14 protein-coding genes are annotated in these 15,541 nt (G+C 72.0%); 6 read left to right on the top strand and 8 right to left on the bottom strand.

All coding sequences use genetic code 11. The features are described 5' to 3' along the window. Positions 1-243 precede the first annotated feature (243 nt). Positions 244-1,053: a methyltransferase domain-containing protein gene (locus tag ACFVJX_RS26325; RefSeq protein ID WP_384124559.1), complete on the top strand. Its 810-nt coding sequence runs from the start codon at positions 244-246 to the stop codon at positions 1,051-1,053. 99 nt (positions 1,054-1,152) lie between these two features. Then, a complete protein-coding gene (locus ACFVJX_RS26320; protein ID WP_384124560.1) occupies positions 1,153-1,506 on the top strand; it encodes a VOC family protein in 354 nt (117 codons plus the stop codon). 7 nt (positions 1,507-1,513) lie between these two features. Here the strand turns inward: ACFVJX_RS26320 and ACFVJX_RS26315 are convergent, their stop codons facing one another. Continuing rightward, on the bottom strand, positions 1,514-3,484 hold the full coding sequence (locus ACFVJX_RS26315) for a DUF5107 domain-containing protein (protein WP_384124562.1): 1,971 nt from the start codon (positions 3,482-3,484) through the stop codon (positions 1,514-1,516). Between the two features lie 233 nt (positions 3,485-3,717). Between ACFVJX_RS26315 and ACFVJX_RS26310 the strand changes: the two genes are divergently transcribed. Continuing rightward, on the top strand, positions 3,718-4,071 hold the full coding sequence (locus ACFVJX_RS26310; RefSeq protein WP_384124564.1) for a DUF6204 family protein: 354 nt from the start codon (positions 3,718-3,720) through the stop codon (positions 4,069-4,071). Between the two features lie 32 nt (positions 4,072-4,103). On the opposite strand, the gene ACFVJX_RS26305 is transcribed toward ACFVJX_RS26310, so the two are convergent. Continuing rightward, positions 4,104-5,615, bottom strand: a complete 1,512-nt coding sequence (locus tag ACFVJX_RS26305) for an alpha/beta fold hydrolase (protein ID WP_384124566.1) — start codon at positions 5,613-5,615, stop codon at positions 4,104-4,106. Positions 5,616-5,711: 96 nt separating this feature from the next. Here ACFVJX_RS26305 and ACFVJX_RS26300 point away from each other — a divergent pair, with 96 nt between their 5' ends. Continuing rightward, a complete protein-coding gene (locus ACFVJX_RS26300; RefSeq protein ID WP_384124568.1) occupies positions 5,712-6,668 on the top strand; it encodes a MerR family transcriptional regulator in 957 nt (318 codons plus the stop codon). Between the two features lie 67 nt (positions 6,669-6,735). On the opposite strand, the gene ACFVJX_RS26295 is transcribed toward ACFVJX_RS26300, so the two are convergent. From ACFVJX_RS26295 to ACFVJX_RS26285, 3 genes are all read right to left on the bottom strand, one after another. Beyond that, positions 6,736-7,527 carry a DeoR/GlpR family DNA-binding transcription regulator gene (locus ACFVJX_RS26295; protein WP_384124570.1) on the bottom strand — a complete coding sequence of 264 codons (792 nt, stop codon included), beginning with the start codon at positions 7,525-7,527 and terminating at the stop codon, positions 6,736-6,738. Between the two features lie 157 nt (positions 7,528-7,684). Further along, positions 7,685-9,043 carry a gluconate:H+ symporter gene (locus ACFVJX_RS26290; protein WP_384124572.1) on the bottom strand — a complete coding sequence of 453 codons (1,359 nt, stop codon included), beginning with the start codon at positions 9,041-9,043 and terminating at the stop codon, positions 7,685-7,687. Beyond that, the gene (locus ACFVJX_RS26285) at positions 9,043-10,443 is read right to left on the bottom strand and encodes a homoserine dehydrogenase (protein WP_384124573.1); all 1,401 of its coding nucleotides are present in this window, start codon (positions 10,441-10,443) and stop codon (positions 9,043-9,045) included. Before ACFVJX_RS26285 ends, ACFVJX_RS26290 begins: the two co-directional genes overlap by 1 nt. Before the next feature lie 209 nt (positions 10,444-10,652). Here ACFVJX_RS26285 and otnK point away from each other — a divergent pair, with 209 nt between their 5' ends. Together otnK and ACFVJX_RS26275 are read left to right on the top strand one after the other, a co-directional pair. Continuing rightward, entirely contained in the window at positions 10,653-11,927 is a 1,275-nt protein-coding gene (gene otnK / locus ACFVJX_RS26280; RefSeq protein WP_384124575.1) for a 3-oxo-tetronate kinase, read from the top strand. After that, entirely contained in the window at positions 11,924-12,562 is a 639-nt protein-coding gene (locus ACFVJX_RS26275) for a class II aldolase/adducin family protein (protein WP_384124577.1), read from the top strand. Before otnK ends, ACFVJX_RS26275 begins: the two co-directional genes overlap by 4 nt. A 45-nt stretch (positions 12,563-12,607) precedes the next feature. Here the strand turns inward: ACFVJX_RS26275 and ACFVJX_RS26270 are convergent, their stop codons facing one another. The 3 genes from ACFVJX_RS26270 to ACFVJX_RS26260 all read right to left on the bottom strand — a co-directional run bounded on the left by ACFVJX_RS26270 (position 12,608) and on the right by ACFVJX_RS26260 (position 15,353). Then, the gene (locus ACFVJX_RS26270) at positions 12,608-13,168 is read right to left on the bottom strand and encodes a GNAT family N-acetyltransferase (protein WP_384124579.1); all 561 of its coding nucleotides are present in this window, start codon (positions 13,166-13,168) and stop codon (positions 12,608-12,610) included. 39 nt (positions 13,169-13,207) lie between these two features. Then, positions 13,208-13,447 carry a DUF1049 domain-containing protein gene (locus tag ACFVJX_RS26265; protein ID WP_384124581.1) on the bottom strand — a complete coding sequence of 80 codons (240 nt, stop codon included), beginning with the start codon at positions 13,445-13,447 and terminating at the stop codon, positions 13,208-13,210. Positions 13,448-13,574: 127 nt separating this feature from the next. Further along, the gene (locus ACFVJX_RS26260) at positions 13,575-15,353 is read right to left on the bottom strand and encodes a CocE/NonD family hydrolase (protein ID WP_384124669.1); all 1,779 of its coding nucleotides are present in this window, start codon (positions 15,351-15,353) and stop codon (positions 13,575-13,577) included. Positions 15,354-15,541 lie beyond the last annotated feature (188 nt).

The raw sequence follows: 15,541 nt of genomic DNA, 5'->3' as shown, positions 1-15,541 counted from the left end.
CAGGGGGGGCGGCTGTTGGTGTTTAGGGCGTTTTGTGTTTTTTTTTTTGGGGGGTGGGGGGTGATGGGGGGGGGCCCGAGGTGGTGGGGGCCGCCCCCTGTCGCGTGTCGCGTACCGGCCCCATGACCGAGCTTGTCCACATAGCAAGATAGCCATCTCATTATTCGGGTGGCGGGCGTACCGTAGCCGTACCGATCAGCGCTTCGGGGTTCGCGTTCGCATTTCGAGAGAGGATGCACGGTCATGCCGAAGGAGACCGCCGTCTACACCCACGGCCACCACGAGTCGGTGCTGCGCTCGCACCGCTGGCGCACCGCCGCCAACTCCGCGGCCTACCTCATCGATGAACTCCGCCCCGGCATGCGCGTGCTGGACGTCGGCTGCGGGCCGGGCACCATCACCGCCGACCTCGCCGCACTGGTCGCCCCCGGCCGGGTGTCCGCCGTCGACACCACTCGGGAGATCCTGGACCAGGCGGCCGCGGTGGCCGCCGAACGCGGTCTGGACAACCTGGAGTTCGCCACGGCCGATGTGCACGCCCTGGACTTCCCGGACGACACCTTCGACGTGGTCCACGCCCACCAGGTGCTCCAGCACGTCGGCGACCCGGTGCAGGCGCTGCGCGAGATGCGGCGGGTCTGCCGCCCCGGTGGTGTCGTCGCGGCGCGCGACAGCGACTACGCGGCGATGACCTGGTTCCCCGAGGTACCGGTGCTGGACGAGTGGCTGGACCTGTACCGCCGGGTGGCCCGCGCCAACGGCGGCGAGCCGGACGCGGGCCGCCGGCTGCTCTCCTGGGCCCGGCAGGCCGGGTTCACCGACATCACCCCGACGGCCGCCGCCTGGTGTTTCGGCACCCCGGAGAGCCGGGACTGGTGGAGCCGGCTGTGGGCGGACCGCACCGTCGGATCGGTCTACGCACAGCTGGCTGTCGACGGCGGCCACGCGACGGCCGGGCAACTGACCGCGATCGCCGGGGCGTGGCACACCTGGGGCGCACAGGACGACGGCTGGTTCATGGTCCCGCACGGCGAGCTGCTCTGCCGCGCCTGAGCGCGCCGCCCCGGGCACCCGCCGGACGGCGGCCCGGGGCGGCGGCCCCGTCGGCGGAATCGATCACACGCCGCTGACCGGCCAACTACCCTGTTCGGCATGGAAATCCTGGGAACCACGCTGCGCATCTGCGTCGACGACCTGGAGGCAGCGGTCGCCTTCTACGAGAACCTCACCGGCAGTTCGGCGCTGCGCTTCGAGCGCGGCGGGGTCTCGGTGGCCGCCATCAGCTGTTTCCTGCTGATGAGCGGCCCCGAGTCCGAGCTGGAGATCCTGCGCAAGGTGACGGCGACGATCGCGGTGAAGGACGTCGACGAGGCCAACGTCTCGCTGACCCGGGTGGGCGCCCGGGTCATCGCCGGCCCCGTCCACACACCTGTCGGCCGCAATCTGATCGCCGTCCACCCGGACGGCTCGGTATTCGAGTACGTCGACCGCAATCCGGCGGGCTGACCGCCGATCAGACGCTTGGCCTCATGCGGTAGTTGTAGACATCAGGCAGCGGTTCGTCCGTGAGTTCGGCCCACACCTCGTCCAGGATCTCCGCCCCCTCACGCAGATCGGCGACCTCGAAGCCCTCGTCGAACAGCGCGCGGGCGGCGGCGGGGTCGCCCTCCGCGATCAGCAGCCGGGCCTCCAGCAGACGGAAGCGTCCCCGGCTGCGGATCTGCGGGAGGAGGCCATCCCAGACCGTGCGGGCCGGACCCGGCCGGCCCACCGCCAGCAGCGCCTCGATCGCCTCCCGGCCCAGGGCGGCGGTGGCAGCCGTCCAGGCCTCACCGTCGTCCCGGCGTTCGGCGCGGAGGTCCTCGAACGCCGCCGCGTAGTGGTCGGCCGCCCGTTCCCGCTGACCGCCCTCCTGGTCGGCGACGGCGAGGCAGCGCAGCAGGGGCCAGCGGGACGGCGCCAGGGCCAGCCCCCGCTCCCAGCTGCGGACCGCCTGGGCGCGGTCACCGGCGTGCCACTGGGCGATCCCCAGGTGGTACTCGGTGAGCGGTTCGGCGGAGGCGGTCTCCAGCATGTCGCGCCAGTGCGAGGAGACCAGGGACGGTCCGGGCGGGGCCACCCTGCGGGGTTCGGGGAAGGTCCCCTGATCCAGCAACTCCAGCCAGGGTGCCTGTTGTTCACCGAGCGTCGACTCGGCGAAGGGTGTGCCGGGCAGTTTGTACCCGGCGCGCCGCACCTCGAGCGCGCCCCAGCCCGATCCGGTGGCGAGGATCTCGCCCGGTTCGGTGTCGGCCGAACGCCGCCAGGCCTCGTACGCGGCATCCACATCGGCGCGCGGCAGAGCGGCGGCGAGCCGCTGCTCGGTCTCCGCGCGAGCGGCTGCCCAGTCGTCCCCGTGCACGGCGGCCGGATCCGCGCTCAGCGGCCCGTACGACTCCAGCCAGCTGAACTCGCCCCCGGGCTCGAGCGGTACGTGTTCCAGCTGGGTGCGGGCGAGTCCGGCCTGGATCTCGGCATAGCCGACGGTGCCGGGTTCGGTGAGCCACTCCTGCCAGCGGCGGCCGCCGGGTCCGCTGCCCCAGAGGAAGAGCTTGCGGCCGCGCAGCAGATCGGTGGAGGTCTGGACGAGTCCCTGGCCGCTCCCGTCGAGGGAGGCGATCCAGCGGCGGGCCCCGTCGGGCACCTCGTAGAAGTAGTCTGCGGGAAAGTCGCTGCGCAGCGGGTACGTCCGGTCGACCGAGCCGCTCTCGGGAACCGGGACCCGGGTCAGCGTCCGGTCGTACCCGAAGTGCCAGGCCTCGTCGGCGGGGGCCAGCACCCGGGTGTGCTCGTCCTCCGGCACGGCGATGTTGGACCACCAGTAGACGGGCGCGGGGTGCTCGTGCGGATTGCGTATCCGTACGCCGACGTGGAGGAAGTCGGAGTCATCGGGCAGCCACAGATCCACCTGGAACGGCAGGTCCCGCAGCCTCTCCCACTCCCAGAGCCGGACCATCTCGCCGCCGTCGGGGGCCGCGACCCGTGCGGCGTGCACCGGGGCGCAGGACAGCGTGGTGTGACCCGTCGCGCCGATGTTCCACTCGATGCCGCCGGAGAACCAGGCGCCGTTGAGCGCGAAGTCGGCAGGCTGGAGTACGGGGTTGGTGTAGACGAGATCCCGCCCGGTGGGCTTGTGGAAGAGCGAGTGGATGCGGCCTCCGAGCCCGGGAAGCACGGTGGCCCGCAACCGGTCGTTCTCGATCACGATCGCGTCGAGCCCGGTCGGGGTGCGCTCGCGCCCGTACCCGTCGAGGACGGCCACGGGAAGGACGGTGGTCAGTGGCTCGTGGCCGATCTGGCGTGCCATGTCGCGGGGCAGCCCGGCCCGGTCACGGTCCTCGACGACATGCATCTCGTCGAGGGGCCGCAGCGCGGGCAGTGGATTCTCCGGCCCCGTCGCCGCTGCGGGCAGGGTCAGTACGGCACGTCGTACGGTGGTGGCCAAGGCAACCTCGCTCCCTCACGCGGGCCGCCGCAGGTCCGGGCGCCCCCCGATGACCATGGAACACGCTCGGGGCCGCGCAGGCCAGGGGATCGGCCGTCCGTCTTCGGCAAAGGCGGTGGCCGGCGGTGCGGTCAGCAGGTCGCCCGCCGAATATTCCGGGCGCGTTCCGCCCCCTCGGCCATAGGCTTGCCCGGCACGATGTTCGCGGGACGCTACGGAGACGGTGAAACACGATGACCACGCAGCACACCTACCGAGTGATCGTGCGCGGCACCTGGGAAGGGCTGACGGAGGGGGCCCGCGGGCGACTGCTGGCCGAGCTGGAGCAGCACGGCCTGGCGGCCATGCAGTTCACCGAGGAGGGGTCGCTCACCTACGACCGCGCACTCAGGCACTTCAGCTTCCGGTACGTGGTGGTGTCGGATGCCGGGGACGGCGAGGAGATGGCGTCCGTGATCGCCGAGGACCGTGCGCAGGGGTATCTCCGGGAACGCGGTTACGGTCACGGCGAGCTGCGGTCCACGGCGACGGACATGGACACCATGAAGATCAACTACAAGGGGCGGCGGGCGTCGGGGGCGGTCTGACCGCTGTTCTCCCGACGCCTGCCTGCCCGGGGTCAGTCCGTCAGCCGGCCCAGCACCGAGCGCATCGCACGGCGCACCGCCTCGCGTGACTCCTCCGTCGGGTCGACGGTGTCGAACGCGTGCCGGCCGTGCGGGACGTCGATCACCTCGACCTCCGCCGCGCACTTCTCCGAAGCGGTCAGGAACTCCTCGACGGTGGCGGCGATCGCGGCCGTCTCACGGCCCACTCGAACGACGACGACGGGCACGCCGCCCGCATCCGCCACCGCGTCCACCGGACGGAACCGGCCGTCGACCGGCCCCAGGTAGGGCAGCGGGGCCAGGATCGGGTAGCAGGCCGCCAGACAGCGCAGCCAGGCCGGGGGCTCCCGCAGCCAGTGCGCCGCCATCAGAGCGCCGCCCGAGAAGAACCACAGCGCGATCCGGTCGGCGTCCACCCGGGGATCGGCCCGTACCAGCTCCACCGCCGCGGTGACGTCGTCGGCGGCGCGTCCGTAGTCGGCAACGTCGTGCAGCCGGTGATCGACGGTCACTCCGACCGCCCCCTGCCCGGCGGCGTAGCGGGCGTAGCCGCTCACGGCCGGCCAGTCCCTCGGGGTCGGCCGGCCCTCGGCGGGCACCGGCCCTCCGTGTACGAACACCACGGCCGGGCGCGGGCCTTCGGCGTCGGGCAGGTACAGATCGACGTTCCCGGTCCGCTCGCGGGAGATGTCCGGCACGTCCAGCACGAACGGCCGCAGGTGCCCGGCCCGCTCCCCCTGGCCCGCCGGCACCAGCCGGTGGCCCTCGCCCGCGGCGGCCCGCAGCAGAACCGCCGCAAGCTCGGCCGGAAGGGAGAGCATCGGCCAGTGTCCGGTGGGGAGTTCGAAGAACGTCACCCGTGGGTCGGCCAGCGCCTGAGCGGCGGGGTCGCCGAGGTCCACCCCTCGCTGGACCATCTCGATGCTCGCGCCGCTCCCCTCGCACAGCACCCCCGTGGCGGGCAGCGAGGCGGCCGCACCGGTCAGCCGCAGAGGCTGCAGCAAGGTGCGCACCGGCTGCGGCGCGGCGGACGCGGTGAGCCGGTCGAGGGCGGCGCCGGAGACGCCCGCGGTGCTGCCCCAGCGCTGCCACTCGTCGCGGGCCGGGGCGGGCAGCTCTCCCTGGGCCCCCTCCGTACCGGCACGATCGGCCAGTTCCTGTCGCAGGACCGGGTCGGGCACCGCGGCCAGGGCGGGCACGCCGTCCTGCGGGAGTCCCGAGTCCAGATAGACGATCCGGCCGATGTGCTCCGCGCGCCGGTCGGCGGCGCCCAGCGCCGGGTGGATGCCGTAGTCGTGGCCCACCAGCACGATGTCGTGACCGCCCGTGTCCACGACCCGGTCGATCACCGCGATCACGTCCGCGACATGGGTCTCCAGGTCGACGGTGGCGGCCCCGGGCCCGCCGGGACCGGTGAGGGCCACCGCATGCACCCCGGCGCCGGCCGAGGCCAGTCGCGCGGCCGTGTCCTCCCATACGTGTGCGCCGGTGAACATGCCCGGTACCAGGATGAATACGGTCATCGGCCTCTCCTCAAGCACGCTGTTGTCGGCGGGCCTGCCACGATCCTCCGGCCGCGCCCGCCGGTACGATAGGAACTCCCCCTGAGGGAGGTTCAAGTGTTCCCGCCATCCGACGGGCTGTGCGGCATCGGAGAACTGGCCGAGCGCGCCGGCGTCACCGTCAAGACCGTTCGCTTCTACTCCGATCGCGGTCTGCTCCCTGAGGCGGCCCGCAGTTCCGGCGGGCACCGGCGGTACGGCCCGGAGGCACTCGGCCGGCTGCGCCTGGTCCGCTCGCTGCGCGCCCTGGGCCTGCCGGTACGCGAGGTGCACCGCATCCTCGACGAGGAGGACCAGGCGGCCGGGCCGGGCGGCGTGCTGGAGGAGGCGGTCGCGGGTCAGCTGCGCGAACTGGGCTCCCAGCTCAGCGCCCTGCGGTGGCGGGAGGCGGGGCTGCGGCTGGTGCAGGAGTGCCGGCCCGACGAGCGGGCGGACCGGCTGCGTCTGATCGGAGCGGTGTCCGCACCTCCGGACACGGCGGCGCTCGCCCGGTTCTGGCGGGCCTGGCTGCCGCCGCGCATGCCGGCCGGGGCGCGCTCGGCCTTTCTGGATGTGGCGGTCCCGCAGCCGCCCGACGACCCGAAGCCTGCCCAGGTGCTCGCCTTCGCCCGGTTGTACGCCTACGTGACGCGCCCGTGCACGGACTCCGGGCCCTGCCGGCCGGCGGCCCACGGGCCATCGGGGACCGGCAGGCCGGATGTCCTGTACGCGGGACTGGCCCAGGCCTACGAACTGGCGGGCAGACAACTGCGTGGGGGCCGGGAGCCGGTACCGGGCGAGGAGTTGGACAGCTTCGTGGACGCGTACGCGGGCGCGTACGGCACCCGGGACACCCCCGTCTTCCGCCGCCTGCTGGCCGGGCAGCTGGCGACCGATCCGCGGATCGACCGTTACTGGGAGCTGGTGGCCGAGGTGATCACCCCGCCGGGCACGCCGCCGGAACCGACCGCGGGGTCCGCGCACGACTGGTTGTACGCGGCGCTGGACGCGCAGACGGCGGACGCACCGTCCTGAGCCCGCGCCGTCTCGGGGCCGTCCGGCCGGCTGCGGGGCGGGGGCCGTCGCCGGCCGGCGTGTGCCCTCAGGGATTCACCAGGTGGAGTTCGGTTCCGGAGGCGCGCACGCCCTCGGCTGCCGCGTCGGCCAGCGCGCGGTCGGAGATGATCGTGTCGAAGGCGTTGAGGGGCGCCACCCGGTATTTGCCGAAGGTTCCGAACTTCGAGGACCCGGCTACGAGCACGGAGCTTCCCGTGCACTCCATGGCGGCTTGTTTGACCTCGACCTTGGGCTCGGAAGGGGTCGTCACACCGCGGAGAAGGTCCCACGAGCTGGTGCTGATGAAGGCCATGTCGAGAGCGAGCTGCCGCAGGACGGTGGCTGCCAGCCGGCCCACGCTCGACCGGTTGGACGGCTCCACCTGTCCGCCGACATGGATGATGTCGAGATGGGGCGCCGCCATCAGCGCGTCGACGGTCGTGAAGTCGTTGGTCACGACGGTCAGCGAGGTGTGGTGCACCAGGAGCGGGACCATGGCGAGCAGGGTCGTGCCCGCGTCCAGGTAGACGGTCATGCCGTCCTGCACCAGTCCCGCGGCCCGGGCGGCCATGGCCTGCTTCTCGGGCTGTTCGATGAGGGTCTTGGCCTGGTGGCTCGGTTCGCAATGCAGATGGCTGGCGATCCTGGCACCGCCCGGTACGGAGAAGACCAGTCCCTGGCGCTCCAGTTCGGCGATGTCCCGGCGCACGGTCATGTGCGAGACGCCCAGGAGCTGGGTGATCTGCTGAACGCTGAGCACTCCGTCGCGCCGCAGGTGCTTGAGCAGCTGCTCGCGTCGCTGGTCGGGGATCAGCGGCGGGGAGTGTTCGTCGGCCATCGTCGGTGGTCCTTCCTGTTCTGCGACCGCGTCGGTCGTTGGAGATTGTGCCGTTCCCGTGCGGCCGCCGCTCACACCGGGGCGCTCGGCGGCCCTGCCCGCTGTCTGCCGGTCGCGGAGCGCGTACGGGAGACGGCGGGCAGGGGGTCCGCCCCGGTCAGCTGCCGACGAAGGTGCTGAGCAGCAGTACGCCGCCGAGGCTGAGCAGCGACTGCAGGGACAGCATCAGCGTCCAGGTGCGGAACGTCTGCGCGACCGAGAGCTGGAAGTACTCCTTGAACAGCCAGAATCCCGAGTCGTTGACGTGGGACAGCATGACGGCGCCCGAGGCGCTGGCCAGCACCATCAGTTCGGGGGAGAGACCCGGGTAGGCCCCGAGCAGTGGAGCGACGATGCCGGTCGCGGCGGCGGTGGCGACCGTCGCCGAGCCGAGGCAGATCCGCAGCAGCGCGGCGACCAGCCAGGCCAGCAGCAGCGGAGGCACCGACCAGTCGACGGCGTAGTCCGAGATGAGTTTGTCGATGCCGGTGGCCGTGAGCATCGCCTTGAGGCCGCCTCCGGCGCCGAGGATCAGCACGATGCCGCCGACCGGTCCGAGCCCCTTGCCCGCCATCTTCTGGAGCTGGCCGAGGCCGAAGCCGGAACGGATTCCGAGGGCGAAGAAGGCGAAGACGACGGCGGCCAGCAGTGAGAGGACCGAGGAGTCGCACGCCTCGAAGACGGCGTACGGCAGGGACCCCTTCGCCGTGTTGGACGTGCCGAGGGTGCCGATCAGCATGAGGACGGGCGGCAGCAGCACCGTGATCAGCGCGAGCGTGAAGGACGCGGGCCTGCGCTGGTTCTCCGGCAGGGGTTCCGGTTCGGGGACCGGTCCCTTGTCCAGGTCGGGAGCGGGTCCGAACCAGCGGCCGGCGACCTTGGTCAGCAGCGGGCCGCTGATCACGGCGATCGGGATCCCGATGATGAGTCCGTAGAGGATGGTCAGGCCGGTGTTGGCGCTGTACGCGGAGACGGCGAGGGTCGGTGAGGGGTGCGGGGGCAGCAGCCCGTGCGAGATGTACAGACCCGCGGCCATCGGCAGTCCGACGTACAGCAGATGGGTGCCGGTGCGCTTGGCGACCGCGTACACCAGGGGCACGAGCATCACGAAGCTGACGTCGAACAGGTGCGGCATGCCGATGAGCAGGGCCGCCGCGGTGATCGCGGTCGGGATCCACTTGACCGGCCGGGCCCCGATGAAGACGGTGGCGATGCGGTCGGCACCGCCGGAGCCGAGCAGGATGCCACCGAGGACCGTGCCGAGCCCGATGGTGGGACCGGTGCTCTTCAGGGCGTCCCCGAAGCCGTTCTGGAAGTTCTCGACGGTCTGGCCCGGGCCGATCCCGGCGGCGAGGCCCAGCCCCAGCGCGGAGATGCTCAGCGCCAGGAAGGGGTGGAGCTTCGCCTTGGTGATCAGCAGGATCAGGATGACGACCGCTGCGGCACCCAGGAGCAGGTGCTGTATGTCCGTGTCCACTACCGCGCTCCCCCGGTGACGGTGGTGCGGGAGGACCGGCCCAGGGTCCAGGCACGCAGCAGGTCCTCGTCCGCGTCGGCGAGGTCGGCCAGCCCGATCAGCTCACCGGCCGCGACGGGCCGTGCGAGGGTGCAGTGGGCCGCGAGGTAGAGCGGTGCGACGTCCGCCGGGGTGTTCTCGTCGCGCAGCAGCACGGCCTGGACACCGGTCACATCGTGGTGGTGCCCGCCCATGGTGAGGACGGTCCCGGCGGGCAGGTCCTGCTGGGCGCGGCCGGCCAGGGCCGCGTGGGCGCGCGGGTCGGTGCCGCCCGATGGGCGGTGGTGCAGGACGGCCGAGAGGAGGGAGAGCGGGGTCTCGACGCCCATCAGGTGGTACGGCAGGTAGATCGCGGCGTAGCGGCCGTCGCGGCTGACGACATGGCCCTTGCCGCGCAGGGTCTCCCAGGTGACCGGGTCCGTCGTCCGCACGACGACGAACACACCGCCTGCGAAGGACGCCTCCTCGGGCAGCCGCAGCGCGCTGAACACATCGACCGCTCCGGGGCGGTGGAGGAGCCCGCCGTCCTCCCGCAGCGCGTAGACGTCGGCCAGTTCGGCGATGCGCGCGACCGGGTAGTGCAGGCGCTCGACGTCGGGGCGGAAGCCGGTGTTCGTGGCGACGACGGCCATCTCGCAGTAGTCGGCGGTGGCGCCGGTGGGCAGCGCCGCCACGGCCGCCGCGCGGGCGGCGAGGGTGGCACGGGTGTCTTCGCCGAGGGCGAGCAGACCGGCCAGCTCCGGGGCCGGGACCGTGGTGTCGAGCTGGGTGACGGTGCCGGTCGCGGGATCGAGGACGAGGTCGTACTCGCTCGACTTCCCGATGGCGACGATGTCCAGGCCCAGCAGTTGCGCCCAGGTCACCAGCCCGATCAGGTTGGCCGGCTGGTCGCCGTCCGCAGTCGTGTAGACGACGCCGTTGTCCCTCGCCAGGTCGGCGAGGTGCAGTCCCGCGACGGAGTCGACCTCCTTGCTCACCATCGCCACGTGCCGGCCGAGGGTGAGGGCCCGGCGCGCCATCGCGTATCCGTCGGCGGGGCTGCCGGTGGCCTCGACCAGGATGTCCCAGGGGGCGGCGGACAGCAGGGCGCCGTCCGCCACGAGGGCGACGCACCCGTCGGCCGCCGCGGCGGCCACCTCGTCCGCCGTGCCGCAGACGCGCAGCTCCGACGCGTCATGACCGAGGTCCAGGAGCATCGCTCGCAGGCGTGTCACATCGCGGTCGCACAGGACGGCGGGGGCCAGCCGGCCGAGCTGCCGGGTCTGGGCCAGCAGGGTCCGGGCGAAGCCGCCCCCGGCTCCGGACAGTGCGTACCGCACGGTCCGGTCGCCGGCGTCGGCGAACAGGTGGTGCAGGTTCATGGGCCCTCCTGGATGGCGCAGGCAAAGTGGTGACGTGCTCCCGGCGCGGGCGGACTCGTCAGCGAAGCGAGGGCCACCAGGAGTGTGTTAACAAGATGTATCAGCCGATCCCACTTCCGTAAAGTCTGTTAACATTTTTTCACAACCATCTGGTCGGCGCCGCCTCCGGCCAGCAGCACGACGCAACGCACCCAACGCAAGGAGGCCTGATGCCGACCCTCGGGGCCATCGCCGACGACTTCACCGGAGCAACGGACCTCGCGACGATGCTCGTCGCCCGCGGCTATCGCACCGTGGTGACCGTCGGCCCCGGCACAGTCGCCGACGGCCACGCCGTGGCAGCGGCGGACGCCGTCGTGGTCGCGCTGAAATCGCGCACCGCTCCGGTTTCCGAGGCGGTCGACTCCTCGCTCGCGGCACTGCGCGCACTGCGGGCGGCCGGCTGCGAACGTTTCTACTTCAAATACTGCTCCACCTTCGACTCGACCCCGCACGGCAACATCGGTCCGGTGACGGATGCGTTGCTGAACGCGATCGGTGAGCGACGCGCTGTCGTCGCACCCTCGTTCCCCGACACCGGCCGCACCGTCCGCGGCGGGCGTCTCCTCGTCCACGGCGAGCCCCTCGACGAGAGCCCGATGCGCCATCATCCGCTCACACCGATGCTCGATTCCGATGTGGGCCGGCTGCTGGCTCCGCAGACCACGCACCCGGTGCGCCGCATCGGACTGGAGACGGTGAGGTCCGGTGCGGAGGCGCTGAAGGCCGCGCTGGAGGACCCCGCGCTGGCGGACGCGCTCGTGGTCGTGGACGCCACCGAGAACGAGGACCTGCGCACCGTATCGGCGGCCACCGCCCACCACCGCCTGGTGACCGGCGCCGCCGGCCTCGCGCTCGGCCTGACCGGCCCGCACCCCGAGGCCTCGCGCGCACAGGCCGCCTCACGTCCAGGCGATCCCGCGGTCGTCCTCTCCGGCAGCGCCTCCGAGGCGACCCGCGCCCAGGTGGCCCACGGCCGCGCGCACCTGCCGCACCGCAAGCTCGACATCGCCGCCCTGCGGGCGGACCTCGACGCCGCGGTGGAGCAGCTGGTCGGCTTCGCCCGCGACTGCTGGCGGGACGACCCGCGGCGGCCACCCCTGATCTACGCCGTCGACGACCTGCGCGACCTGGAGGAGCCGGCGGGCGAGGCCACACCCCCGGCCGCCGCGCTTGTCGAGCAGGCCCTGGCCGCCTGCGCCGTACGCCTGGTCGGTGCCGGGGCACGGCGGCTCATCGTCGCGGGGGGCGAGACCTCGGGCTCGGTGATCACCGCACTCGGCGTGCGCACGCTCACCATCGGCTCCCCCATCGCACCCGGCGTCACCTGGGCCACGGCTGCCCTGGCCGCCGAGGACACCGGCCGGGCGGTCGATGTCGCGCTCAAGTCCGGCAACTTCGGCGGCACGGACATCTTCACCGAGGCGTGGAGCGCCCTCTCATGAGCGATCCCCGAGCCGAACTCGCCGCCGCGGGCGCCCATCTCGCCGCGCTCGGCCTCAGCCCCGGCTCCTCCGGCAACCTGAGCGTGCGCGAGGGCCCGTACGTCTACGTCACCCCCACCGGTACGGATCTCTCCCGGATCGACCCCGCCGGGCTCAGCGTCCTCGACCCGGCCGGGGCCCACCTGGACGGCCCGAAGCCCTCCAAGGAATTCCCGCTGCACACGGCGTTCTACCGCCGCGATCCGGCCGCCCGCGCCGTCGTCCATCTGCACTCCCGGCACGCCACCGCGGCCTCCTGCCTGCCGGCGTGGAGCGAACACAGCGCGATACCGCCGCTGACCCCGTACTTCGTCATGCGGGTGGGCCAGACACCGCTCCTCCCCTATGCCGCACCGGGCGACAGCGAGCAGGCGGAGCGGATGCGCGCCCTCCCGTTCCCGTTCCGGGCGGCCCTGCTGCAGAACCACGGGCCCGTCGTCGCCGGCGGTTCCGTGTCCGCTGCCGTGGACGCCGCCGTTGAACTGGAGGAGGTCTCCGCGCTGCTCCTCGCACTCGGCGACCGCACTCCGCGGCTCCTCACACCCGAGGAGATCGCCCCGCTGGCGGCGAAGTACGCCTCACCCTGGACGGGCTGACGGAGCGCACTGCGGGGGCTGACGGCCGTACCGGGAGGAACGGCCTCACCCCCACCTCATGTCCGCGGTGATCGCCCAGCGCTCGTGGTCGCGCCAGGCCCCGTCGATGAGGAGGAAGTCCGGCGAGAGACCCTCGAGCCGGAAACCGGCCCTGCGCACCAGGGCGACGGAGCCCACGTTGGCCGGCTGGATGTTGGCTTCGAGCCGGTGCAGGCCCAGCGGGCCGAACGCGTGTCGCAGGACCAGGCCGAGCGCCTCGCCCATCAGTCCCCGGCCGGCCGCGTGGGCGAAGGCGCCGTAGCCGAGCGCGCCGCAGCGGAAGGCGCCGAGGACGATGTTGTTGATGTTGATGAATCCGGCGATCGCACCGTCGGCGAAGCCCCCTTCACCGTGCCGCTCGCACACCAGGAAGCCCGCCCGAGTGGGGTCCTCGATGAGTACGGAGGCGTACCCGTCGTACGCGACGCGGTCTGCGGGCGGGAACAGCCACGGGCGGTGCAGCTCCCGGCTCTCCCGGGACCTGGCGGTGAATTCCTCGGCGTCCGCGAGCGTGAAGGGGCGGATCGCCGCGCGCGGACCCTCGGCCAGATAAGTGGTGTCGGACATCGGCCCAGCGTAGGTCGTGCCCCGCGCGCCCGTGCTCTCCTACTTGGGCCGCCTGCGGAAGACGTACGCGCCGCACCCCATACCGGCCACGAACATCACGATCAGCCACACGTAGAGCGGCGCGGTCACCAACGGGACGATGAGCCGGGCCTCGACCTCGTGGGTGTTCTCGACGATGAAGACGACCGACAGCACCGCGATGACGAGGACCAGGATGCGGGCCGGGGTGAACGCCCCACTGCTGCCCCGTCCGCTGCTCGACACGTCTTTCGGGCTCATGGCGGCCTCTTCCCTGTCCTGGTGCACCCACCGCCCCCTGGAGCACCAGGATGACTCCCTCCGGCTGCCGGGGAGCGGTGGTGTACCGCCATTCGGGTGAGGGTCGTGCGTCAGGGAGCCGCCCCCGTCAGTTCACCGTGCCGCCGACCACGGGCAGCTCCAGCACTCCGGTGTCCTCGGGCGCGCTGACGACGGTGACCGGTTTGACGCCCCGGTTCCCGAAGTACGCGTCGTCACTGGCCGCGATCGCGAATTCCAGCCGGTGCCCCGCCTGGTACCGGTGAACGATGCCGGGCAGCTGCACGGTGAACGGCCTGGTCACGTCCGGTACCCGCACAGGCGAGACGAGACGGTTCACCAGCGTCCTGGAACCGTCCGGCGCCACGTCGTACACCTTGGCGAACAGGACGAGCCGGTCGGAGGCGTCACCGCTGTTCTGTACGCGCTCGGTCTTCGGCGAGACGACCTTCAGCGTGGCCTTCGGGGCCCCGACGACATCGACGGGCGAGGTCAGCGGGGTGCTCGTCCAGCCCAGGTAGGTGCCCTTGGTGTCGTACGGCTCGGGGTCGGGCAGGCCGATGAGACCGCCGAGCGAGCTCTCCGAATGGCTCGTGGGGATGAGCCAGTTGACGTAACTACGGCTGCCGCGCGTCACCTTGGAGCGGTTGTCGACGAGCTTGCCGTCGCCGGAGAGGTACATCTTCTGTGTCGGAGCCGGTACGGCGGCGGCGGTGCCGTAGCCGCTCTGCCAGTCGCGGTAGTACGCGAACTCGGGGCCGGTGTCGGTGCCCGTCTCATGGTGGAGGTAGCGGTCGAACCAGGCGAGGATGCGTCCGCCGACGTAACTGGTCTCCAGGTTCCCCTGGCCCAGGTCGAGTTCGCCCTCGGTCTGACCGCCGCTGTGCCCCCAGGCCTGCCAGATCATCTTGGCCGTGGTGCCCTGCGCCTTGAGCGTCTTGTACGTGGCCGTGGCCTCGTTGAGGTTGAAGAGGCTGTCGGCCTGGCCCTGGATCAGGAGCGTCGGCGCCTTGACCCGGTTCAGGTAGGAGACCGGCGACACGCCGCGTGCGTAGTCGAGCATGGCGGCGGTCTCCTCGGCGGGGTAGCGGCCCGAGTTGAGCAGCCGGACGGTGTCACAGGCCTCGGCCGCGAAGTGCAGGCAGGTCAGGCTGCCGAACCGGGACGGGTCGAGGCTCGGGCTGAGGATCGTCTGCCCCTCCCCCATCAGGTAGAAGCCGTTGGTCCACTGCCACTTGAAGACCCCCGCGGTGTCCGACGAGACGCCCTGGGCCGCACCGGTGTTGTTGGGGGCGAGCGCGTAGCCGAGGTCGTTCCAGGTGATCAGCGGGACCAGCGCGTCCACACGCCGGTCGACGGCCGCGGTGGCCATCTGGACTGCCCCGCCGTACGAGCCGCCGATCATGCCGACCCGCGGGTCACCGGGGCCGTCCTGCGTGACGAAGTCGGCCTTCGTGCCGTCGTCCGCGGCGCGGGTCCCGCCGAGGAAGTCGACGAGCGCTGCGGCTGCCCTGCCGTCCGTCTCCGGGTCGTCGAGCGTGATGAGGCAGCCGGACTTGCCGAAACCGAGCCCGGAGTAGACGAGCCCGACGTAGCCGCGCGAGGCGAATGCCTTGCCGATGCCGTCGGTGGAGCCGTCCGCCTTGCTGCCGCCGAAGCCGTTGGTGGCAAGCACGGCGGGCGCCGGGTGCCGGGCGTCCGCGCCGGACGGACGGTAGAGGTCGGCGTCCACCGTGCAGGACCGGTCGCCGGCGGAGACGGTGAACTTCAGTGCTGTGACGGTGTATCCGGAATCCGCGGTCGCGGCCTGTGCGGTGCCGGCGAGAACGAGCGGGGCCGCGAGCGCCGCCCCGGCGGCGAGGGCGAGCGGCTTGCGGGACAGGGACATCGTCCGGGACCGGATACGGGAGCCGGAAACAGCACGCGACACGAGGACCTCCACACCGAGGACACCTTACCGACTGGTAAGTACTGGTTCGCGCTCATGCTGTGACACAGGTCATAGCGGTGTCAACGCTCGGGACAGCGTTTCCTGAAGGTTGTTCAACTTCTTCGCGGCCCGGCCCTGTTCGACGC

Origin of the sequence: Streptomyces sp. NPDC127177 (genome assembly GCF_042672475.1) — a bacterium.
Taxonomy (GTDB): Bacteria; Actinomycetota; Actinomycetes; order Streptomycetales; family Streptomycetaceae; genus Streptomyces.
This window is presented reverse-complemented; position numbering and strand designations above follow the sequence as displayed.

Excerpts from the sequence above, each read along its gene's own strand:
- ACFVJX_RS26325 (WP_384124559.1), top strand. The coding sequence starts at position 244 with ATGCCGAAGGAGACCGCCGTCTACACCCACGGCCACCACGAGTCGGTG.
- ACFVJX_RS26320 (WP_384124560.1), top strand. The coding sequence starts at position 1,153 with ATGGAAATCCTGGGAACCACGCTGCGCATCTGCGTCGACGACCTGGAG.
- ACFVJX_RS26310 (WP_384124564.1), top strand. The coding sequence starts at position 3,718 with ATGACCACGCAGCACACCTACCGAGTGATCGTGCGCGGCACCTGGGAA.
- ACFVJX_RS26305 (WP_384124566.1), bottom strand. The coding sequence starts at position 5,615 with ATGACCGTATTCATCCTGGTACCGGGCATGTTCACCGGCGCACACGTA.
- ACFVJX_RS26295 (WP_384124570.1), bottom strand. The coding sequence starts at position 7,527 with ATGGCCGACGAACACTCCCCGCCGCTGATCCCCGACCAGCGACGCGAG.
- ACFVJX_RS26285 (WP_384124573.1), bottom strand. The coding sequence starts at position 10,443 with ATGAACCTGCACCACCTGTTCGCCGACGCCGGCGACCGGACCGTGCGG.
- otnK (WP_384124575.1), top strand. The coding sequence starts at position 10,653 with ATGCCGACCCTCGGGGCCATCGCCGACGACTTCACCGGAGCAACGGAC.
- ACFVJX_RS26275 (WP_384124577.1), top strand. The coding sequence starts at position 11,924 with ATGAGCGATCCCCGAGCCGAACTCGCCGCCGCGGGCGCCCATCTCGCC.
- ACFVJX_RS26270 (WP_384124579.1), bottom strand. The coding sequence starts at position 13,168 with ATGTCCGACACCACTTATCTGGCCGAGGGTCCGCGCGCGGCGATCCGC.
- ACFVJX_RS26265 (WP_384124581.1), bottom strand. The coding sequence starts at position 13,447 with ATGAGCCCGAAAGACGTGTCGAGCAGCGGACGGGGCAGCAGTGGGGCG.
- ACFVJX_RS26260 (WP_384124669.1), bottom strand. The coding sequence starts at position 15,353 with ATGTCCCTGTCCCGCAAGCCGCTCGCCCTCGCCGCCGGGGCGGCGCTC.